Annotated in this window: 17 protein-coding genes; 1 reads left to right on the forward strand and 16 read right to left on the reverse strand. The window is 69.4% G+C overall.

The window, feature by feature from the left end; genetic code table 11:
* Positions 1-225: 225 nt before the first annotated feature.
* The 3 genes from ACFO0C_RS43735 to ACFO0C_RS43745 form a co-directional block, all read right to left on the reverse strand.
* On the reverse strand, positions 226-4,287 hold the full coding sequence (locus tag ACFO0C_RS43735; RefSeq protein WP_378072765.1) for a PAS domain S-box protein: 4,062 nt from the start codon (positions 4,285-4,287) through the stop codon (positions 226-228).
* Between the two features lie 408 nt (positions 4,288-4,695).
* Positions 4,696-5,085 carry a recombinase family protein gene (locus ACFO0C_RS43740; RefSeq protein ID WP_378072867.1) on the reverse strand — a complete coding sequence of 130 codons (390 nt, stop codon included), beginning with the start codon at positions 5,083-5,085 and terminating at the stop codon, positions 4,696-4,698.
* 6 nt (positions 5,086-5,091) lie between these two features.
* Complete coding sequence (locus ACFO0C_RS43745) at positions 5,092-6,054, reverse strand: hypothetical protein (RefSeq protein ID WP_378072766.1); 963 nt, start codon at positions 6,052-6,054, stop codon at positions 5,092-5,094.
* 110 nt (positions 6,055-6,164) lie between these two features.
* Here ACFO0C_RS43745 and ACFO0C_RS43750 point away from each other — a divergent pair, with 110 nt between their 5' ends.
* A complete protein-coding gene (locus tag ACFO0C_RS43750) occupies positions 6,165-6,905 on the forward strand; it encodes a hypothetical protein (protein ID WP_378072767.1) in 741 nt (246 codons plus the stop codon).
* Between the two features lie 435 nt (positions 6,906-7,340).
* Here ACFO0C_RS43750 and cpt read toward each other — a convergent pair whose 3' ends face one another.
* From cpt to ACFO0C_RS43815, 13 genes are all read right to left on the reverse strand, one after another.
* Positions 7,341-7,874: a chloramphenicol phosphotransferase CPT gene (cpt, locus tag ACFO0C_RS43755; RefSeq protein WP_378072768.1), complete on the reverse strand. Its 534-nt coding sequence runs from the start codon at positions 7,872-7,874 to the stop codon at positions 7,341-7,343.
* Between the two features lie 22 nt (positions 7,875-7,896).
* A complete protein-coding gene (locus tag ACFO0C_RS43760; protein WP_378072769.1) occupies positions 7,897-9,759 on the reverse strand; it encodes a hypothetical protein in 1,863 nt (620 codons plus the stop codon).
* Positions 9,756-10,094, reverse strand: coding sequence for a helix-turn-helix domain-containing protein (locus ACFO0C_RS43765; RefSeq protein WP_378072770.1), 339 nt, complete (start codon positions 10,092-10,094; stop codon positions 9,756-9,758). The genes ACFO0C_RS43760 and ACFO0C_RS43765 overlap by 4 nt, the downstream gene beginning before the upstream one ends.
* The gene (locus tag ACFO0C_RS43770; protein ID WP_449191957.1) at positions 10,091-11,140 is read right to left on the reverse strand and encodes a tyrosine-type recombinase/integrase; all 1,050 of its coding nucleotides are present in this window, start codon (positions 11,138-11,140) and stop codon (positions 10,091-10,093) included. The genes ACFO0C_RS43765 and ACFO0C_RS43770 overlap by 4 nt, the downstream gene beginning before the upstream one ends.
* Before the next feature lie 248 nt (positions 11,141-11,388).
* Entirely contained in the window at positions 11,389-12,354 is a 966-nt protein-coding gene (locus ACFO0C_RS43775; protein WP_378072771.1) for a hypothetical protein, read from the reverse strand.
* 79 nt (positions 12,355-12,433) lie between these two features.
* The gene (locus tag ACFO0C_RS43780; RefSeq protein WP_378072772.1) at positions 12,434-13,321 is read right to left on the reverse strand and encodes a DNA-processing protein DprA; all 888 of its coding nucleotides are present in this window, start codon (positions 13,319-13,321) and stop codon (positions 12,434-12,436) included.
* A gap of 114 nt (positions 13,322-13,435) precedes the next feature.
* Positions 13,436-13,819, reverse strand: a complete 384-nt coding sequence (locus tag ACFO0C_RS43785) for a hypothetical protein (RefSeq protein ID WP_378072773.1) — start codon at positions 13,817-13,819, stop codon at positions 13,436-13,438.
* Between the two features lie 36 nt (positions 13,820-13,855).
* Complete coding sequence (locus ACFO0C_RS43790) at positions 13,856-14,584, reverse strand: hypothetical protein (RefSeq protein WP_378072774.1); 729 nt, start codon at positions 14,582-14,584, stop codon at positions 13,856-13,858.
* 74 nt (positions 14,585-14,658) lie between these two features.
* Positions 14,659-15,366, reverse strand: coding sequence for a hypothetical protein (locus ACFO0C_RS43795; protein ID WP_378072775.1), 708 nt, complete (start codon positions 15,364-15,366; stop codon positions 14,659-14,661).
* A 177-nt stretch (positions 15,367-15,543) separates the two neighbouring features.
* Positions 15,544-16,434, reverse strand: coding sequence for a replication-relaxation family protein (locus ACFO0C_RS43800; protein WP_378072776.1), 891 nt, complete (start codon positions 16,432-16,434; stop codon positions 15,544-15,546).
* Positions 16,435-16,620: 186 nt separating this feature from the next.
* The gene (locus ACFO0C_RS43805; protein WP_378072777.1) at positions 16,621-18,966 is read right to left on the reverse strand and encodes a type IV secretory system conjugative DNA transfer family protein; all 2,346 of its coding nucleotides are present in this window, start codon (positions 18,964-18,966) and stop codon (positions 16,621-16,623) included.
* Positions 18,963-20,672 (reverse strand): VirB4 family type IV secretion system protein, encoded by a 1,710-nt coding sequence (locus tag ACFO0C_RS43810; RefSeq protein ID WP_378072778.1) that lies wholly within the window; start codon positions 20,670-20,672, stop codon positions 18,963-18,965. Before ACFO0C_RS43810 ends, ACFO0C_RS43805 begins: the two co-directional genes overlap by 4 nt.
* Entirely contained in the window at positions 20,669-21,571 is a 903-nt protein-coding gene (locus tag ACFO0C_RS43815) for a PrgI family protein (protein ID WP_378072779.1), read from the reverse strand. Before ACFO0C_RS43815 ends, ACFO0C_RS43810 begins: the two co-directional genes overlap by 4 nt.
* Positions 21,572-21,612 lie beyond the last annotated feature (41 nt).

Raw genomic sequence — 21,612 nt, forward strand, 5'->3', positions numbered from 1 at the left:
CCGTCGCGGTGCCCGCCGTGCCACCGCCGTCGCAGGCACCGAGCGGGGTCTCCGGTGGCCGTACGCATGCAGTAGTCAGCTGTCTGCGAAGGGTGGCTCCGTCCATGCCGTAGGCCGGACAGCTGGGGCGAGCGATGGGCCGCGAAGGCTCCGGGGGCCAGGAACTCATCACGAACCATCCAGAAGGTTGCCGGCGTGGTCTGTGTGCGGTGGCCTGGATGTGCCTTACGTGAGCATGGTTGTGGTTTGCAGGTCGAGGGTGAAGATGGATCCGCCGGTGGGGTTGGGTTCGTGGTGGATGTCGCCGTGGTTGGCGTGGGCGAGGCCCCGGACGATGTACAGGCCGAGTCCGGTGCCGCGGACGGTGGTGGCGTCGCGGTCGGCACGGGTGAGGCGTTCGAAGAGCCGTTCGCGGAATTCCTCGGGTACGCCGGGTCCGTTGTCCTCGACCGCGACGTGGACGTGTCCGGGGTTGCTGGCCGGCTGGCTGGTGCGGATGGCGGTGGCGCCGCCGCCGTATTTGGCGGCGTTCGACAGTAGGTTGACCAGGATCTGCTGGAGTTGGCCGGGGTGGAACAGGACCCGGGGGTTCGGCCCGTGCACCGGTAGGTGTTCGTTGTCCGTGGCGGCTAGGGCGAGGGTGATGTGCTCGTGAAGGTCGAGGTCCTGGCGGGCGGCGGTGAGTTTTCCGGCGTCGATGGTGACCATGGCGAGGACCTCGCCGACGATGCTGTCGAGGCGGTCGGATTGGCGGGTGATGGCGGCGATGCTGCGGGTGCGCTGGGCGTCGGTGAGGTCGGGCCAGTCGTCGGTGAGCAGTTCGGCGTTGCCGCGGATGCTGGTGAGTGGGTTACCGATTTCGTGGCCGAGCATGCCGATGATGTCGAGTTTGAGTTGGTTGGCGGCTTCGAGTTCGGTGTTGCGTTCGGCGAGTGCCGCGGCGGCGGTGTCGCGGGCGTGTTCGGCGGCGCGGCGGCTGGTGATGTCGGTGATGACGCCGAGGATGTGCTTGGGACGGCCGTCGGGGTGGTGGGTGAGCGAGACGGTGGCTTCGACGTCGACCCAGTGGCCGTCGGCGTGCCGGAGTCTGCCTTCGTGGGTGTAGTGGTCGGTGTCGCCGGTGAACAGCCCGGCGATCAGGTGGCGTGAGTCGGCGAGGTCAGTGGGGTCGAGCAGGTCGGCGTCGGTCAGTTGCAGGAGCTGGTCGACGGTGTAGCCGAGCATGCGGGCGTAGGCCGGGTTCACCGCCAGGAACCGGCCGCCGAGTTCGCGGACGACCTGGCCTGCCGCGGAGTTGGTGAATTGGGCGCGTAGGCGTTGTTCGTTCTCGGCGAGGGCTTGCTCGGCCGCCCGTTCAGCGGTGATGTCGGTGTTGATCTCCAGGACTTGAGGGTCTTCGTCCTTGCCGGTCGGGTGGTGCAGCACTTGCTGGCTCAGGACGGTGACGGTGGTGCCGTGTGCGGTGTGGTGCTGCAGTTCGCCGTCCCAGCGGCCGTCGCGTAGCAGGATGCGGGCCTGGTCGTCGGCGGTGCTGGTGCCGGGGAAGGCGGTGCCGAGTAGCCGGTGGCTGATCTTGTGGCGGGCGGCGGTGGACGGCCAGCCGTAGAGGTGGGTGGCGCCGTGGTTCCACCAGCGGATCCGGCCGTCGAGGTCGCGGACGATGACCGCGGCGGGGATCAGTTCCAGCAGCCGGGCCTGCCGGCGGAGTTGGATGTCGGTAGCGCGGCGGCTGGTGACGTCTTCGACCTGGTTGACCAGGTAGAGCGGGCGTCCGGTGTCGTCGCGGACGGCGGCGGTGGTGACGGCGACCCAGACGGTGTGTCCGTCCTTGTGCCGGTATCGGTACTCGGCGCGCGCCGGTGTGCTCGGGCCGATGTTGACGCGCTGGAGGTAGTCGGCGCCGCCGGGCACGTCCTCGGGGTGGACCAGGTCCCGGTAGGTCATACCGGTCAGTTCCGTGGCCGTGTACCCGGTGATGCCGGTCATCGCCGGGTTGGCCTGCAGGTAGTTGCCGAGGGTACCGGGTTCAAGGCTGATCAGGGTCACGCCGAGCGGAGAGTTGTCGAACGTGAGCCGGAACCGCTGCTCGCTGATCTCCAACGCGGTCAGGGCCCGGGTCCGGTCGGCGAGCAGGTCCGCGAGTTCGGCCTGCACGCGGGCCATGGCGGTGATGTCGAGCAACTGTACGACCGCAGTGGGGGCGTCGTTCTCATCGGTGATGATCGACGTGTGTGCCGAGACCGTCACCCGGCGGCCGTCGCGGTGACGTATTTCCAGCTCGCGGTGCCGGGGCCCGTGTCCGCGGGCCAGTAGAGCCAGGCCCCGTTCGACGGCGGCGGCGGGATGGCCGGTGAGGTCGGCCAGGTGCAGATCCGTGGCCTGTTCGCCCGGGTAGCCGGTCAGGTCTTCGAAGGCGGGGTTGGCCAGGGTGATCCGCCCGGCGCCGGGGCCGGCAGCGGTGACCAGGATCTTCGCGACCGGGCTGTTGCTGAAGACGGTGACGAACCGCTGTTCGGAGCGGGCCAGCTTCTCGAGGGCGGCCAGGGTTGAGGTTCGCTCCTTCTGCAGCGCGTCGACTGCCTGGGTGGCACGGTCCAGCAGTTGCTGGCTGCGGGCAGCGTCGTCGGCGTGTTGCAGTGCGCCACTGAGGGCGTGGGCGAGCAGGGTCAGTTGTTGCTCGTCAGCGTCGTCGAAGGCGTACGGGCGGCCGCTGCCGGCCAGCAGCACGCCCGTGATCCGTCCCCGGGTGTCACGGAGCGGAGCTGCGACCAGCGATCGGGTACCGGTCGCGGTGCGCATCGCCCGGCTGGCCCTGGGGTCGGTGGCGGTGTCGTCGCATCGCACCGGTATACCGCCGGTGACCGCGAGACCGGCCAACGATCCGGTCAGCGGCGCCGCCGGGATCGCCTGGCCGGCGAGCCGGCCGGTCCCGGCGACGGTGTGCAGCAGGGCGGCGGTCTCGTCGAGCATCTGCACCACGCAGGTATCACCACCGGGCAGAACCGCCAGGGTGCGGTCGGCCATCAAGGCCAGCACCGCCTCCCGGTCGGAGGCTGCCGCGGTGATCTCGCGCTGGACCTTGATGGTGGCCCGCAGCCGGTCGGTCTCCCGGCCGGCCAGGACGGCCGCCTGCCGGCTGGCGGTGATGTCTTCGATCTGCACCAGGCGATGCTGCTGCCCACCGGCTGCGTCCATGCGGCTGTTGCTGGCGCGTACCCACACCACCCGCCCGTCCGGGCGTAGCACGCGCTGCTCGTAGACCAGGGTGGCGTGCGGGTCGGCCGCCATCCGGTCACGGTGCTCATCACCGGCTCGCAGATCGTCGGGATGGGTGAACTCCGCGCATCGCCGCCCGAGGAGCTGTTCCGCAGGCCGGTCGACCAGCCGCGACAGCGCCCGGTTGACGTTCTGCAGCCTGCCGGTCTCGTCGGTGACCGCCATGGCGAGCGGGCTGGCCTCGAACACGGCACGGAACTGCGACTCACTGCGGCGTAGCGCCTCCTCGGCGACGATCGCGTCGGTCACATCCCGGGCCATCCCGCACACCAGAGCCGTGCCCGGCAGCGGGGCCCCGCCCCACTCCAGCCACCGATAGTCACCACTCTTGGTCCGGTAGCGATTGCGTAAACCCTGCGCAGACTGATCGCCTGCCTCGGCCACCCGCTGCGCCTCGGCGACAGTGGCCGCGACGTCATCCGGGTGCATCAGCGTGGTCAGCCGGACATCCTGCATCTCAGCCTGGCTCCAGCCGAGAACCCGTTCCCAGGCGGCGTTGACCCGCACCACCAGGCCGTCGGGTGTGGTCACCGCCAGCAGGTCCGGCGTGGCATCCAGGACCGCCTCGACCAAACCCTCAACACCCGGCGACGGCGGCTGCTCGATCACCTCCGCGACAGCGCATCGCGCATCAGAAGGCCCCGCAGGCACCGCCATCAAACCGGCCGACACCCGTACGCTGGAACCGTCCGGCTGAACCAGCCGGCAGGCAACCCGCGCCGCTCTGATGTCATCCTCGAGCAGCGCCTGAAGCGCTGCACCGACGGCGGGTCGATCCGCCTCGGCGACCAACTCCTGCCACGGCAGGCCCCGCAGCTGGTCGGGTCCACGACCCGACAGCACACAAAACTCGTCGTTGGCGTCAGCCAGCACCGCGCCACGGCCCGGACCCAAGTCGATCACGACCCTCGGCACCAAACTTCGCGCGAACGCTTCCGCCAGCAGCCCGCCACCCTCATCGGCAGGCCGGTCGAGGAACTCGACACCCACGAAACCCTCTTCGGCAGACACACGGCAATCGTTAGAGGCCCCCACCGATCACACTGCCGCCCGTCGAGCACGACCAGCGCCGAACGCCTCATCACCCCTGCGGGCGACTGCCATCACATTGGTACCGGAGATGCTTCACCTGCACCCCGAACGCGCGGGCTGGTGGCTCTTCAGACGCTGGGGGCAGTACACGTATTCCGACGGTGGGAATGGGCTGGCCCTGCTCGCCGCGCATTGCGACCTTTCGAGGAAAACGGGGTACGGGCGATCGCTGCCGCCCGTCTCGCCTGAGGCCGGCAGATCAGACGGCATCTGTCCAAGGGCCCAGTTGCTCCAGGTCCACAGCAGTGACGTTAATCCGCACGTCAGCAGCATCAAGGGCTTTACGTGACCGGTGCGAATTTTGCATCTAATGCTATATCGCACCTTTTACTGGGGCAGTACAGGCATTCCAACGGCGTGAATGGGTTGGCTCAGCTGCCCGCTGCGCTTCGCCTCCAGCCCGGCAAACTGCGGACCAACGGTGTGCACTCGGCGCCCCCTCGGGCCCGGTCTCCTCATATATCTCCTGCGCGATCTTCGCCTGGCGGGCGGTGAGCGTGGGTTTCTGGCCAAGCCGTCGAGGGTGCGTTCGGACATCAGAGAGTGTTCGAACTCGGCGATGGAGCCGAGGATCTGGAAGAACATTCGGCCCATTGCGGTGGATGTGTCGATCTTCTGGTCGGGCACGACTAGGCCGACGCCGAAAAGGCGAGCCCCGCTCCGACGAGTGGTCGTCGGAGCGGGGCTCGATTCATGCGGCCAGGCGGTCGCGCCGATGCTCGGCTAGGAGAGCGACGCCGTGAGGCGTTCGACCAGTTGGCCGGCTTCCTCGCGGGTCTGGTCGCTGATTCCCTCGACGGCGCCGTTCGCGATGGGCATCAGGAACGTGCGGATCGCGGCGACTCCGCGACGGAGCCGGCCGGGGTTCTGTTCGTGCTGGACGATCTCGCCGACGATCTCTTCGGCGGCGTCCTCGACGTCCTGCCGGTCCTGCTCGGGGAGTCCGAAGGTGGGCAACGCGCGGATGAGGTCGGCGACCGCGGCGGCGAGCGGTTCATAGCCTGGGGCGATCTGCTGACCGCCGGCATTCTGGACAACGTCGCGGTTCTGCCAGGCGAGCTGGTTGCCCTCCGCGGCTGCGTTGAACACCGGCCCGTGGTAGTTAGTGGTCGGTCCGTAGCCGCGCTGATCGCGGAGGTATTGGGCGACGTCGCCGGACCAGTCGGTCACGCAGTCGATTCCTTCGGTGGTGATTTCGGCGCGCACCGGGCCGCGGATCTCTGCGACGGTCGCGCCCTTGATCAGGTCTTTGTTGGCCAGGTATTCGGCGGCGTGCTGGATCTCGATTGCGGTGAACGGTGTGCCGTCATTCTTCGCCGCATCGGTCTGCCCGAATCCGTCGGTGAGGGGGAGGCGGACGGCAGCAACGTGCTGCCGGTAGAACCAGCGGAGCAGGCCGGTTCGGCAGGCCGCAGCGCGGATGGCGGGGTCGTCGCGGCGTTCTCGCATCTGGCTGACGTAGGCGAGTCCGCGTCCGGTGAGGCTGATCCTCGGGCTTCCCATTGTGTCCGACCGTTCGGTCATGTCGGCGTCGTAGAGCGCTCTGCTGATGGTGAAGGCGTCGTCCATGTCGAGGCCGAGGCTTTCGCAGAACTCCAAAATCGGAACAACCTCGGTGGATTTGCCTCTGGCTTCGGTGTAGACGTAATCCAGGACTTGATCAAGGTGCGATAGCGCGTCAGGCATTGTGGATCTTTCCTCGCCTAGTCGAATGGCGGGAAGGATGCTACGGCGGAATCCTTCAACGTCAAATCGCGCGCTGACTCCGGCTTGTCGGATTGCCCTACATTGAGTTGGTGCAGCTCTTCATTGGAGGGATGATCACCCTCACCGTCACCGCGATAGTGCAGATATTCGTCATTCCGATGGTCCAGCGGCGGACTCGCCGGCTGGAGCGGTGGGAGGAAGACCTGGTCGAGTTGGCCACGATGCACGACGAGGAGATGGGCGCGCCACTGGACCGGCATTCCGGCGCGGTGATCGGGTACGCCCTGGCGCTTGATCAGCTCCAGCGCGGCGAGGACGGGTCGAGCCAGGAGAAGGTCGACCAGGCGCACCAGGAGCTGGTCGAGTCGTGGGACGCAGTCGATGAGCTGTGGCACAAGGTGCTCCGCATCCGGAACCGGGTTCGCCTGGTCAACCGCGACGCCCCTCACTGGAGCCGGATGGAGCGGGTGACGATGGATTTCGGCACGGTGCTCGCTGAGCTGAGCCCGCACCCGTCACCGCACAGAGGACTCCTGGACTACGACGAGCAGGACGCGGCGACCTCCCGCCTAGCGGAGCTTCACGACTATGTCGGCGAGGCTATTCACCGGGTCAGCGACACGATGCGCCCTCCGCCGACGTATCCGTGGCGCCGCTGGTGGATCTTGACGAAGTGGCACGCGCGCCGGGTGACGGGCACGCTCAATCCGGCGCCTGCGCCGTTCGACATGGAGGCCGCCCTGGCGAAGATGTGGGATGAGTCGGAGGCGCGGAGGGCTGCTGTCGGCGAGCTGTCGCCGGAGGAGCGGGAGAAGGTCGAGATCGATTGATCGAACATGCGCTCGATAGCCTCGGCGGGTGGCGTGGAAGCGACAATGGTCGTACGAGCTGCGCTGGCAGCCGCACTACCGGGGACTGCGGTCTGCGGCGTAGGTAGCCCAGTTGCCGTTGGCTTCGTGCGCCCATTTCGTCGCGGTGTCGGTATGGACTCCGAGTAGGTCAGCGATGACGACGGCGGGGAGTTCAGCCGCGAGTTGGAGCATGGCGTGGTTTTGTTCACGAGTTTGGGCACCAGATGTCGCTGAGTTTCGGCACCATCGATATCTCACCGATTTCGATGTTCGCGAGTTTGGGCACCACCCTCCGGTGGGTTGGGAGACGCTGTCACCAGTCAGCGGACCGCTCACGCAATGTGATGGGTACCAGAACGTGATCGCGTCCGCGGATAGATTCACTGGTCGGGAAGCGAGCCGAAGCGGTCGGCGTCAGCGCACGTGCTGAGCGATGACACGGGCGCAGTCCAAGGATTCGGCGTGGGTGGTGTCAACTTCGATGTCGTACATGACGCCCTTGTGCACTTTCTCAGCCTGCAGCGCGGCCATCCCAGGTACGCGGTCACCCCGGGCGAACTCCCGCGCTGAGGCAGCCTCCGGCGTGCAGCGGACACCGACCCACAGAACTTCCAGTCCGTCGAGGTGGCCGTGGAGGCGCTCCTGCGAAGCCCGGCCGTCGAGAAAGACGTCGTCGATGATGATCCGTGCACCCGCTCGAGCCATGGCGGCAACCCCCTTCGTCCAGGCCGTCTCGATTGCTCGCCATTCCTCGCCGAGGACCACTTCGCCGCCCTGCCCGAAGGAAATACCGGAGCCGGACTCGAGGAGGGCAGGCGGCAGACGGTCGACCAGGTCGTCCACACCCATGTTGATCCACGGTTGAGGAAGGATTGCCTTGAGGCAGCGGACGATGCCCGACTTACCAGAACTGGACCCGCCGTTCACAACGATGACGTTGATGCTCACCCGACGAAGCTCCCTCCAGGAATCAGCCGTCCCGCGATGCGACGAAGCGGCTACAGCATCGAACGATGATGCCGGCCAGCCAGGATAGCGACATTCTTGATCGCGGCCGCGCGGGTTTGCTGAGGCTTGCCGAATGGCCGGTGACGACGCGCTCAACTCGGCTCCATGTCCGGGTGCCCGCGTCCGCCTCGCTTCGTGATCGTATGCACGGAGCGTGAACGGGCTCCAGAGCCAGCGCCGGCACTGCCGGTGTAAAGATCCGTAAGTGGTGCCGGTTCTCGCGAACATTGCGGCACGTGGCGCCGGTAAAGCGGTGCCGAAAGTCGCGAACAACTGGCGCCCAAACTCGCGAACGAAGCCACATGGCGGCATTGCGGTTGCTGCGGGCGTAGATGTCGAGAGCGTTGAGTCGGCGCATGAGGGTGGCGGCGTCTGCGGGGCGGTCGGGGTGTCGGCCGGGGAACAGCCAATGGTCGGTGTAAAGAGTTCGAGCCATGCCGACGGGCCGCCGCTCGGGAAGGCTGGAAGCGAGGTCGGCCAGGGGTGATGGGAGTTGGAGGGCGTCAGTGCCGACGTCGAGCATGGTGGTGCCGTCGACGTGGCGTAGGTGGCCGGTAGTCAGGCGCGCGATGCGGGCCACCGGTTGGGCATAGAGCAGTACGAGCAGGCCAGCGAAGCGGTCACTAATGGTGGCGGCGGAATCGTCGTGCAAGAGGGTGCGGGCCAGGTTCCAGCGGTGTTGGTCATGGGCGAAGTGCAAGGGCTGGCTGGTCTGGTGTTTCGGCAGCTGGATTCCGGTGATGAGCCGGTGGCTGTCGGCCCAGGAGAGAAACGAACGCAGGGTGTCACGGCCGGGGAGGAGCGCGTCGATGTCGGGTTGGCGCAGGGTGTCGAGTGATCGTCCTTGCTGACGGATGTTGGCCAGAAGCCGTGCGGCGGCGGTGATCTCGTGGCGGGCGCGATATCCGGCGGCGGGCCAGCTCGCGGGGCGGGGTCGGTCGTTGCGGATGCGGTGGATGACATGCCAGGTGGCGTAGGAACGCAGCAAACGTCGGTCCTTGGGATCCTCGATGGCCTCGGTGGTGCGCTGGGCGAATGCTTCGAGTCGGGCGAGGTGTTCGTTGCGTTCGGGCAGGGCGTCGGCGGCGACGAGCATGCGGCGCAGGTGCTCGACGGATTTGCCGGCTGGTTGGCGGTCGAGGGCGTCGTGGGTGAGCAGGAGGTGCCCGGAGGCGAGCTGGGCGAGGAGGGTGGCGCCGCGACTGCGGCCGAGCCAGCCGAGGCCTGTGGCGGGGTTGTCCACCGACAGGACTGCGGCGCGGATCGGTTGCAGGGCGGGCAGGATGGTGCCGTCGGGTTGGACAAGCAGCGCGTCGAGGCGGTCGGTCAGGTGGCAGCGCCAGCAGATGGCGTGGCGTCCGGTGGTGGTGCCTCGGCAGCGGGTGACGGTGCCGCATCGAGTGCAGGCGGTGATCGCGGCCTGGTGGCAGGTGCCGCACAGGTCCGGTGAGGTGGCGGTGGCCTTCACTCGGACGCGGCGGGTGCGCCCGCAGCCGCCGCAGAGTCGACTCTCGCCGCGGTAGCAGCACGGGCCGAGGGTTTCGGTGTGTCCTCCGCGTCCGCCGGCGCGGACGATTGGGTGCACGAGCTTGCCGCACCGGTCGCACGGCAGCTTGGGCTGGGCGGACTTGCGGTAGCAGTTCGGGCAGCGGGCGGTGCCGTCGGCGGCGCGGGCGTTGACCCGCTTGGTCTGGCCGCAGCCGCCGCAGGGCTCCCAGGTCGCCGGATCCTGGTGGAAGCAGTTGCGGCAGCGAGCCCGGCCGTCAGGCATGCGCTGTCGGACCGGCTTGTCCTGTCCGCAGAACGCGCAGACGGCGCGGCTCACCGCAGGTCGTCGCCGACGATGCGGGCCCGTTTCGGTCGGCGGGCAACCGACGTGGTCGGTGCCTCGCCGCCCGCTGCTTTGCGGGCGCGTCCGCTGCGGGTCTCGACGGTGGGCTCGAACAGCTCGGCTGCGGTGCAGCCGAGGATGTCGCACAGCGCGGCAAGAACGGTGAGGTTGAGCCGTTCGGGCGTCTGGGCGACGAGCCGGTAGACCTGCACCGGTGACAGGTCGACGCCGCGTTCGGCCAGGTGAGGGTGGATGTCGGTGGTGTGGAACATGCCGTTGGCGGCCATGACTTCACGCAGCCGCCAACGGTAGCCGACCTTGCGTGTCATCCGTGGCCTTCCTTCCCGAGTGCCGGGCCGAGAGCTCGGCGCAGCATGGTGTTCTTGAAGTCGGAGCTGACGCCGGTGTAGAGAGCCGTGGTCGAACCCCACGCGTGACCGACCTGCTGCTGGACGAAGAACGGGTCGAACCCGTCCTCGATCAGATGCGTGACGTACGAGTGTCGCAGACAGTGCGGGTGCAGCTCGGGCGGCAGACCCACGGCGTTGCGATACTCGGCGAACCTCTTGTTTATCGACACGACGGAGATCCGGCCGCCACGTTCGGTGGGCCACAACGCAGTCCGCTTGCCCGGGACGTAGAGGCCGCGGATGTCCTCGACGTATTCGGTGAGCACGTCGACGGCCCAGCCCATCGTGGTGAGTACGTTGCGGCGCCGCGGGGGCGAGCCCTTCACGGCCTTGCCGTACCGGACGTTGCACATGCCGTAGCGGCCGAACTGCGGAGCGGCGGCGTTGCGGGTGAAGTCGATGACGTCCAGCATCGCGACCTCACGACGTCGTAGTCCCCAGGCGTAGGTGACCTTGAACAGTGTTGCGTCCCGGAATGCAGCGAGCCAGCCCTTGCGGTTCAACCGTCGGGCCTGGTCGACCTGTTCGTCGGCGAAGTCGAAGAACTCCTGCAGCTCGTCGCGGGTGAACGGCCGTACCTCGGGCCGGGCCTCGTGGTCGCTGGTATGCCTGGCGGTGTCCCACTCGTGGAAGATCTGCACCGGATGGGTTCCGAAGTCCTGCTCGCACCGGTCGGCCCATCCGTAGCGGGCGTCGGTGATGAAGGAGCAGAACAGCGCGACGTCGTTCTGGTAGCCGCGAATTGTTGAGTGCGCTCGGCCGCCGCGCAGCTCCGTGGTCCATTCCTCGACGTCCACCGGTGTCCACTGCCATGGATACGAGCCGACGAACTGCGCGAACCGACGCACCGCGTCCGTCCGCTGCTTACGTGTCGAGGCTGCGAGCATCCGGCTTGCCTGTTGCCGGTCCCACCCGGTCAGCATCGCCGCGAACATGGCCTCGGCCGGATCCAGGTGCCGAACCACCCCACGATCAGCAAGCACAAGGTGCGCGGCACCCGCCAAATCGACTGCCCGAGAGACCACCACAGCACCTTCACCAGGGGAACGAATCATTCTTCTGATGAAAGGCTACCTGACGACTGTCCTGGTTAGACATCCGAAAGCCTGCGTCGCCTACTGGCTCCGTGGCGGCTATAGTTTGGCCTGGTGAAGGCGATATAGCGGTTGGCACAACGGTGTGAATCCATCATCAGATGAAACTTTCAACGGTTTCACTGGATGCTGATGTGAATGTGGTTGGTGTGCCATCCGGAGGGGTCGTCGCCGCCCCACGGGTTGTTGTAGGGGTGCCAGCCTTCGGTCTGGGTCCAGATCTGGCGGAACCAGATGACGTACTGGATGCCGAGGCGGTCGGCGTTGGCGACCGCCCACGCGGCCATGAGGTCGCCGTGGGTTTTCTGGGCGCCGGATGCCTCGCCGCCGGGGGTCATCATCCAGTCGCAGGCGCGGCCTTTCGGATGTTCGCCGTGGTCGTCGACGCGGTAGCAGTTGGGGGTGGGGAAGCCGGCTGCGGTGGCTTGCCGGACGAGATGAAGCAGCCGGGGTGTCACACAGCCGAAGCCGGTGGTCGGATCGGGACGGATCGTGCAGCCTTCTTGCGGCCATGAGCCGTCGGCGTTGCGTGGCGCCGGCTCGGCGGTGCCGAGGACCATGGAGCAGCCGGGCCCGAGGCCGCCGTGTGACGCGGCCTGCTGGCGTACCAGTGAGATCGCTTCGTCTTCCCATTTCGTGTAGGCGTCGGGGTAGGCGGAGCGTTGGACGGCTTGGGCGGCGTCGGTGAGTGGCATGGTCTGCCAGCCGGCGACGGTGGTGAGTCTGTCGTAGAACCTGCCGGTGGCGTAGGTGGGGTCGCGGAGTTGGGCGGGGGTGCCCCAGCCTTGGCTGGGGCGTTGCTGGAACAGGCCGATGGAGTCGCGGTCGCCGCCGGGCAGGTTGCGTAGTCCGGATTCCTGGAGGGCGGTGGCGACCGCGATCACCCGGCCCCGTTCCGGGATCTGCCGCTGCTGGCCGAGGTGGACGATGACCTGCACGTTCGCCAGCTGTTCGGCGTCCCAGTCGCCGGTACCTGCCACCGTGGTCGGCGGGCAGGTCGAGTTGGTGCTGGTGAGTGCTGCTGCGCTGATGGCTGGGATCGCGGCGAGTGTGATCACGATCCCGGTGACCAGTTTTCGGATCACGGTGTGGTTCCTTTCGCGGCCGTAAACACGAAAAGGGCCTGCCGGCCACCCGGTGGGTGGCCGGCAGAGCCCGCGGTCTTCAGTGGTGCAGGTGGGTGAGGACGTCGTCGGCGTTGGTGACCAGGTGCACGCGCCGGTCGCGCAGCGCGCGGTGGCAGCCGGCTGACTGGGCGGAGGTGACGGGGCCGGGGACGGCCATGGCGATGCGGTTGAGGGCGGTGGCCGCGGTCATGGTGATGACCGGGTAGGTGGTGTGGGTGGTGGCTTCGACCAGGACGGTGCCGGTGGTGAGGGCGGCCAGGAGGCGTTGCCGGGCGAGGAACCGGCGGCGGATGACGTCGGTGCCGGGCGGGGCTTCGGTGATCAGCAGTCCGGTGCTGCGGATGTAGTCGAACAGGTGGTGGTGGCCGGCGGGGTGGGGACGGTCGAGGCTGCCGGGCAGCACGGCGACGGTGGGGGCTTCGGTGGTGAGGGCGGCGCGGTGGGCGGCGGCGTCGATGCCGAAGTTGCCGGCGGCCACGATGGTCCAGCCGGCTCGGGTGCAGCCGGTGGCGATGTCGGTGGCGACGTGCAGGCCGTAGGCGGTGGCGGCGCGGGAGCCGGTGATGGTGACGGCCCGTTGCAGCACTGTGGTCGGGTCGACGGCGCCGGTGACCCAGAGGGCGAGTGGCGGGGCGTAGCCGGCGATGCCGCTGTCGGGGGCGGGGCTGACGGTGGTGAGGTCGTCGAGGGCGGTGGGCCAGTCGGGTTCGCCGGGAACGATCAGCCGTCCCCTGCGGGTGCGCAGGGCTGCGCGGGCGCGGCGTACGTGGGCGGTCTGTTGCCAGCCGGTTCCGGCCTGTGCCAGGTGCCGGTAGGTGGCGACGGCGCCGTCGCGGGTGACCTGAGTGTGGACGTCGGGGTCGCCGGGAGCGGTGAGGTAGGTGAGGGCGACCCGGGCCAGCCGGTCGTGTTCGTCGGATGCCACGAGAACTCCATGAAGGGCGAGAAGGAGGTTCCCGGGCACGGCTGGTCGGCCGTGCCCGGGTTGCGCGGTCTGCGCGGGTCGGCCGGGCAACGGCCTGTGGGGTGGGGGAGGGGGTTAGCGGGTGGGCCGGTAGCGTTCGGGTTCGTCGCCGACCTGTTCGGCGCTGCCGGTGGCGGCGAGTCTGCGCACGGCGGCCAGGATCGCCGCGGGTGCGTGGCCGGGCAGGTGGGCGCCGATGCGTGCCGAGGTCCAGCCGGTGATGTCGCCGAAGTCCGGCAGTGGGTTGGCGCCCATCACCGCAGCTACGGCCTGTTGCAGGTCACCGGACCGGGGCCGGTCGGTGCCGCGAGGCCCGGGGGTGTCGCTGTGCAGGCAGGTGCGGCAGTAGGCGGCAGTCTTGCGGGAACAGCCGTCGCAGTGGGTCGGCATCTGTTCCCGGCAGCCGCGGCACAGTTTCGGTGCCGTGGAGGCCTGAGTGTTCAGTTCGGGTTCGGTCATCGGACCGTGTGGGTCCTTTCTGCTGGATGGTCCAGGTCAGGCGGTGAGAGCGGCCAGTTCGTCGGGGCTGAGGTCGGCGGGCGTACGTCCGGAGCCGTCCGGGGTCTGCTGCAACGCCCACCACCGCAGCAGTGCCCGGCAGGCGGCGTCCTCGGTGGCCGCGGGCGGCAGCTGGCAGGCCCGCGGGGTGTTGCGGTGGGCCGGGTCGGTGAACGCGGTGGCCTGCCACCCGTCACGGCTGGACCAGATGGTGCCGACCATCCCGCCGGGACCGGTCAGCCCGTACGCGGTGGCGGCGACCGGGTCGGCGATGACGAACCAGGCGAGCCCGGTCTCGTCGGCGGCCAGTGTCGCGATGCCGTGGGTCGGGTCGTAGGGCCGCACGAGCAGGTGGTGGCGGCGCAGGTCGCGGCTGGTCGGCCGGTGCCGGCGCCACAGCCGGTACAGGGTGATCAGGGTTTCCCGCCGCTGGCCGTACGCCTCCAACAGCTGGTGGAGTCCGGTGATGTCGGCCGGCAGGGTGTGCGGGTAGACGGTCGCGTGGTCGGCGACGGTGGCCAGGTGTCGCCGGCAGGTGTCGGCGACGGTCGTCAGGGCGCGGCCGAGTTCGTCGCTGACCGCGATGAACTCGGCGGCAGCTTCGGCCAGGGCGGCAGCGATGTCGGTGATCGGGTCACCGGCGAGGGTGTCGTAGTTCCAGACGTGTTCGATGAGCGCGTCGTTGGTGGCCGTCGCGATGGCGGCCAGCGCGGGGTCGTACAACATCGTGGTTCTCCTCGGGCAGGAACGAGCAGCCGGCCGCGACGAGGTCGCGACCGGCTGCGAGGGTGGAAAGGGTTTTAGGGTTGGGTGGTGACCCTGAGGGCCAGCAGCTGGCTGCCGGACGGCAGCCGATGCAGGTAGGCCAGGGCCTGGCTCAGGTAGTGCAGCCGGTCGGCGACCGCCCCGGACGCCGGCCGTAGCAGCCGTCCGTCGGCGGTGATGACCATGTCGCCGGTGATGGCCCGCTGCCAGTGCAGGGTGGCGTAGGTGCCTTCGCCGGCCTGGTAGGCGTCGAGTTCGTTCGGGTCGAGGGTGACGGGCCGGGCCGGGTGGGCGTTGTGGGCCAGCATGGCCAGCACCCGCGGCTGGGCTTCGAACCGGCGGACCGCCTCGCGGTACGGCACCTTGGCCGGGGTGGCCTGGTGCTGGGCGAGGAAGTACGGCCACGGCCGGGCGACCGGCAAACCCCTGACGACCTGGTCCCAGCACCGCCACCGGGCGACAGCGGCCCGGTGCGCGTGGCCGGCGGCGACCGTGAAGTCGAGACGGCTCTTGCGGCCGCCGGCGGTCAGGGTGACCGCACCGAACCGGCGGACGACGCTGATCAGGTGACGCGCCGACCAGCGGGTGAACCAGCCGAGGATCCGGCGGCGCCGGACCGGGTATCGCGGGCACGGGATGCCCGGCGGCAGGTCGTGGGTGTCGACGATCTCCGACGCGGTGAACCAGTCGAACGGTTCGTCGGGTGATGCGCAGACGATGACGGTGTGGGCGGATGTGGACACGGCAGGGTGCTCCCTTCGCAGGATGCGGACAGGTGGGGACAGCACCGGAGCCGTCGCCGAGGGGCGACCGGGCCGACCTTCACGGTGGGCGCGAATGGGTCGCCGCGGGGCGACGGACGGTGTGGTGGGAAAGGAGGTTCTGCGCGGCACCGTATCGCCGGGACCTGACAGCCGGCCCTATGACAGGTCGTCCTGACCAGGGCTGTCAGGTCGTGACAGGTCCAGTTCGCCGTCCGCCCAGTTGGGGTTCCCGGCGACCGGCCGGCCGTGGTTGCTGGGCAGGTCGGCGAGGGGCACGCGCTTGCGGGCACCGACCGTGAGCCATACCGGGCCGGCCGGGTCGGTGTCGTGGGTGGCGGTCGCGACCGGTACCGGTGGGCGCTGGCGTAGCAGGGTCTGGTGCAGGTTGGCTTCGCGGACGGTGCCGGGTAGCCAGAACAGCACCGGGTAGGTCGGTCCGTCGGTGCGGGCGAGGTTCTCGTAGGCGGTGAGTTTGGCGGCGAGCCGGGGCTGGGACTCGGTGCCCATGTCGCATTCGAGGAACCAGCCGACGAGGTGGCCGGACGCTTGCCACATGCCGTGGGCGTCGGGGTGGATGCCCCGGAATCGGGCGGCCGTGGTGCGTTCGGACCACCAGCGTGGCAGGCGGGTCTGCGGGTCGGTGCGGGCCCGGTGGGCGAGGCGGACCCCGAACTCGTTGGTCTCCCGCAGGTGACGCAGGTTGACGTAGCCGGTGAGCCGGAGCAGCTGATCACGGTGGGCGTGTTCGGTGGGGATGGGCCGGCCGAGGGTGCCGGCCATGAAGCGGGCGCCGTACAGGCCGAGCGTCCAGTGCCAGGGGTCGTCGCCGCCTCCGGTGCGTGCGTAGCGGAACCGTTCGAGCAGGCCGAGGTGCTGGAGGTCGCGGAGCCGGATCTGGCAGGTGCGCAGGGCGGTGAAATGCAGCCGGGCGATCTGGTCGGTGGTTAGGACACGATGCTCGTCAAGTAATTGGAGGATGTGCAGGTCGCGGTCGGTCAGACGGGAGTAGAAGGCCAGCATCTGCTGGATCCAGGTGATGGCAGGCATGACTGCCCCCTCTCATAAGAAGAGGACTCCCGGCATGGGAGTCCGGGTTGTCAGCAAGCCCGCTGCGATGCTGTTCAAGCAGGTCAACGGCAGGGTCAAGGGCGCGTTTGGGTACGCGTTTCGCCATCGGGGCCGGCGTGGGGCCCAGCGCGCCCCCGAACGCGTACCCGGACGTGCCGGTGGATTTCAGGGTTTGCGGCCCCGGGCATGGCGTTGGGCGTGACGTGCCCGGATCTGACTGGCGTGCCCGAGCGGATCGCCGGCCCGGTTGGTGGTGAACGTGAACGCCGGTAGTTCCCGGTTGCCGACCAGCAGCCGTCCGGCGGCGGTGTAGACGTCGAGGTGTGCCAGGTCGTGGGCGTCGAGTTCGGGTTGGGTGTGTTTGGCGAGCTCGCGGGCGTCGGCGGGGTCGACGTTGAACACGATTTTGGTGCGGGCGTTGGCGGATATGGCGTCGGCGGTCTCGCGGGGGAGTTGCGCCAGGTTCTGATGGGCCAGGACCAGACCGAGCCGGAACCCGCGGGCCTCGGCCAGCATGTCCTCCACCGACCCGGGCAGGTTCAGGAAGTTGTGCGCCTCGTCGACGTACAGGGTGGCGTCGCGGCGTTGTTGTTCGGGTTGGGTGGCGCGGTTGATGGCGGCCTGCCAGGTGCGGGCGACGATCAGGGAGCCGAGGATCCGGGTGGTCTCCTCACCCAGCACGCCCTTGGGGAGCCGGCAGAGCAGGATGCCGCCGTCGAGGATCTGCGGCATCCGCAGCGAGCTGTGTGCGGTGCCGATGACGTTCTTGACGAAGTCGCGCAGCAGGAACTGCCGCAGGCGGGCCAGGACGGGGCCGATCACGACGGAGCGCTGGGCTTCGTTCATGCTGTCGTACCAGTTCCAGAATCCGCCGAGACCTTCCGGATCGGACAGGTCGTGGGTGAACCGGGCCCGCCAGGTCCGGTCGTTGAGCAGCGGTGGCACCAGGGCCAGGGTGGGTTGGGGTTGGCGCATCAGGGTCAGGCACGACACCCGGAGCGTGTCGTCCATCCGTGGTCCCCAGTGCCGTTGGAAGATCTTGGCGAACACGCCGACGAGGTTGTCGACGGCCAGATGGGGGTCGCCGTCGTCGTCGAGTGGGTTGAAGTGTGCGGGATTGGGCTGGTCGGGGTCGATGATCGCCAGCCGGTCGGCGCAGCCGGCCGGGAGCCGGTCCAGGACGTCGAGGACCAGGTCGCCGCGGGGATCGATGACGACGACGCCACGGCCGGCGTGCACATCCGACATGATCATGTTCAGCAGCAGCGTCGACTTGCCGACGCCGGTCTTGCCGATCAGGTGCACGTGCTGGCGGGAGTCGACCACCGGCAGCCCGACGGCATGCCCACCCACCTGGGCCCGGCCAAGGACCTTGATGGTGCGGCCGCCGGACGGCACCGCCGCGGGTGCCGGCATCGCCTTGGCCCGCGCCCGGTCCAGACCGGGCACCGCCAGGTCCTGCGGCAGACCGGCCAGGACTCCGAGTTCCTCGACGGTGGCGAGGAACCCGCGCCGTAACTGCCGGCCGGCGAGTACCGCTACCGGATGGCGTATCGGCTGGTGCCGTAGCCGGTTGGGGCGGGTGTAGGTGGCGGCGGCCGCCGCGAACCCGTGCGCCAACCCGGCCAGCCGTGCCGGCGTGTGGTCGCCGGGTCGGGTGCTGGCTACGGCGTACCGGATGGTGATCTCGAAATGCGGCACCCGGATCGCCTTGTCGACCACCTGCCGCTGCCGGGCGTCCGCGACCGGATCACGCACCGGCCGGGCAGGTGCCGCCGTCTTTCGTGGCGGGCCGGGGATCAGCGCATCCACCAGCCACAACAGCGGCTCGATCAACGCCCGCACCAGCTGGTCGCCGCCACCGGAGGACCTGGGCGAAGCGGCCAGACGTGTGGCCCGCCGGATCCGTCGGCCGGTGGCGGGCCGGGCCAGGACCTGCACGCACGCGTATTCACGGTCCCGGATCCCGGACCCCGCCGACAGCAGCGCCCGCAGCGGGTCGGCGTCGTGGTCGGTGCGTAGCGGCAGGGTTTCGGGATGCTGTAGCCACAGTCCGCCGCCGGCCTGCTCTGCCACCCCGTCCGGGATCGGCGGGCCGGGTGCCGGGGCGACGGTGATCGTGCTGGACGGCCATGCGGCCCGGATCGCGTTCTCCGCGACGCCACTGGGTACGGTGCCGGGCACCCACAGCCGGATCGTCAACGTCCGGCCCGCCCAGCTGTACTCCCACACGACATGCGCGATTCCGAACAGCAGGCGCCGCCAGCGGTTGCCGGTGCCGAGGACGCCGGCCATCGACGTCCAGAACGCGGCCGCCGACGACGCCTGGACCTCCGGCGGCGCCGCGATGATCACCCACCGTGCGCCGGTCAGCAGGCGGCGATGCCGCCAGACCTTCAAACGGCCAACCCCGATCTGGTACGCGACCAGCACGCCGACTGCCACTGCGGCCAGCCACGGCCGGTCCACCAGCCATGCCACGAACCCTTGCACGTCGATGCCGGTGGTCACCGCTGTGCTCCGATCCCGGTGACCGCGAGCCGGTGCTCGGCCGGTGATGCCAGCGACCGGAACGGCACCCGGCAGCGGCCCGCGACCAGCAGGCCCTCACCGCGTTGCGCGGACAGCAGCATGCGGGCCTCGCCGCCGGTGAGCGCGAACGCGTCGGTGACCGCGTCGATGGCCTGCGCCGACTGCCGCATCAGCACCTGCGTGGCCGCGTTGCCGACCACCGTCAGGCCGAGCTCGGAGCTGAGAACATCGGCGGCGTCCTGGGTGACGACGGTGAGCCCGGCCCGGCGTTTGCGGGCGGCCTTCGCCATCCGGGCCAGGAACCTCGCCCCCTCACCGTCACGCATGATCAGCCACGCCTCGTCGACCACCACCAGCCGGCGGGTGTCGGTGGTGGGCTGGTCGATGCGGCCCCAGATGTGGTTGAGGGCGAGCATGGTGGCGACGGTGCGCAGCTCGTCGGGCAGGTGCCGCAAGCTCCACACCACCAGGTGTCCGGCCGGGACGGTGCTGGTCGGCCCGTCGAACAGGTCCTTGTAGGTGCCGGCCACCCAGGGCTGCATCCTGGCCACCAGCTGCCGGGCGGCCGGATCCCGGTCCGCCGCCAAACCGGCTGCCAGGTCCTTGAGCAGCGGTGCCGGGTGATCCCAGGTCGCCGGGTCGTGCGAGATCCCCGCGCCGGCATACGCGGCGGTGATGGCCCGGTCCAGGGCCGCCCGCTCGGCGGGGGGCATGCCGCCGAGCATCACCTGAATCACGGTGTGCACGGTCAGCTGGTGATCGCGCAACGCGGTTGCTGGGCGGTGGGCGGGTAGGTCGAACGGATTGAGTCGCACGCCCGGCGCGCCGAGCTGGATGACCGCGCCGCCGACGTGGTCGGCCAGGGCGGTGTACTCGTCCTCGGGGTCGATGACCGCGACTTCGACACCCTGATACAGGTTGCGGAGGATCTCCAGTTTGACCAGGTAGGACTTGCCGGCCCCGGAACGGGCCAGGACGACCTGGTTGTGGTTGTCCTGCTCCCAGCGGTTCCACATCACCACGCCCGGCGTGGTGGTGTTCACCCCGTACAGGACGCCGTCAGCAGTCGGGATGGTGCCCGGGGTCGGGGCGGGCAGGTCGCCGGAACCGATCGGGAACGCCGCGGCCAGCGAGCGGGTGTCGAACATCCGCCGCATCCCCAGCGAGTCGACGCCCAGCGGCAGGCTGCTGGTGTAACCCAGGTGGTGGCGGAAGGTGGCCGGCTGCACGTCGAGCAGCATCGAGGCGGCCGCCGACCGTACCCCGGCGGCGGTCTGTTCGAGTTCGTCGAGGGTGCTGCCGTGCACGGTGATGTAGAAACCTGCCTCGTGCAGCTTCGACACGCCCCGGGCGACCTGCTCGGCCAGCCCGGACACGTCGGCGGCGGCCGCCTCCACCAGCGGATCGGTCAACCGGCCGCGGACCGCGTCGATGCGGCGCGTCGACTCCAGCCGCGCCCGCTGCCGGGCCAGCATCGGTGCTGCCACCTGCGCCGGCACCGGCCGGGTGTGCACGGCCACGGTCACCCGGCCCGGGTACGACAGCAGCGGGTTCAGCCACGCCGCACCGACCTCGGCCGGGTAGCCGACGACGCAATACGTGGCCGCGTAGCCGTCGTTCACCCGTACCCAATGAGGGTTGATCTCCAAAGCGGCCGCCGAAGGCGCGGCCGTGCGGGTCTTCATGTTGTCTCCTTGAGCGTGATCGGGATGTCGGGAACCGCCCGCGGGCCCGGCACCGGAGGCTGGAACGGGTCGGCGGCTGCGGCCAGCGCCGCCGTCACCTGACCGCCGTCCAGGGGTGCCGCGGTCACGCTGAGTGCGCCGAACGCCCGCACCGTCGCGTCCCGTGCCGGTCCGTCCGCGACGACGGTGAGCACCTGGCGGCGCAGCGGGTCCCGGTCGGCGTCCAGGCCGAGCAGGAATGCGGCATGCTCCTGCGCCGCAGCGCGTAGCGCCGGATGCGGCAGCCGGTCCAGGCCGGTACGGATCGTGTCGGCGTAGGGGGTCAGGTCGTGGCGTTGGGCGGCGACCACGATCTGCGCCGGCCCGGTCAACGCGTTGAGCCACGACCCGAAACCGTCCAGCAGCGCCTGCTGCTCGGCGCCGGTCCGCAAGGCGATGTCGGTGGTGCCGCACGCGATCACCCGGCGGCCGGTGCCGTCGACGGTCAGTGTCCCGTCGGCGGCGATCGTCGTCACCGGACTGCGTAACAGCGCCGGTGGTTTCGGTACGGGGATGTCCAGCAGTGGGGCAGTGGTGTCGGGGGTGCCGGGGGTCTGCCGGCGTGGGGTGCGGGCCATGGTCAGGCCGTGGCGCAGCCACACGTCCAGCGGCAGCCCGTCACGGCGGCCCAGCACCACGACGACCGTCACCGCCGCAGCCGGTACCAGCAGCGCCAGCCACACCGGGCCGGGCAGCCACGGCCGGAAATGGGAGTACGCCAGCCAGCCGGCCCCGGCAACAGTGCCGAGGATCGCCAGCTGGCGGAAACTCAGGCCCCAGGCGATGGTGTCCGGGGCACTCACGTCAGCGGGGATACGAGCTCTATAGGGCTCGTCGTCAAAGTTCTTCTTTGGATTCATTGGTCGTTACGCACCCTTTCTATCCTTTGGTGGGTGAGGAG

Source organism: Actinoplanes subglobosus, assembly GCF_042650585.1.
Taxonomy (GTDB): Bacteria; Actinomycetota; Actinomycetes; order Mycobacteriales; family Micromonosporaceae; genus Actinoplanes; species Actinoplanes subglobosus.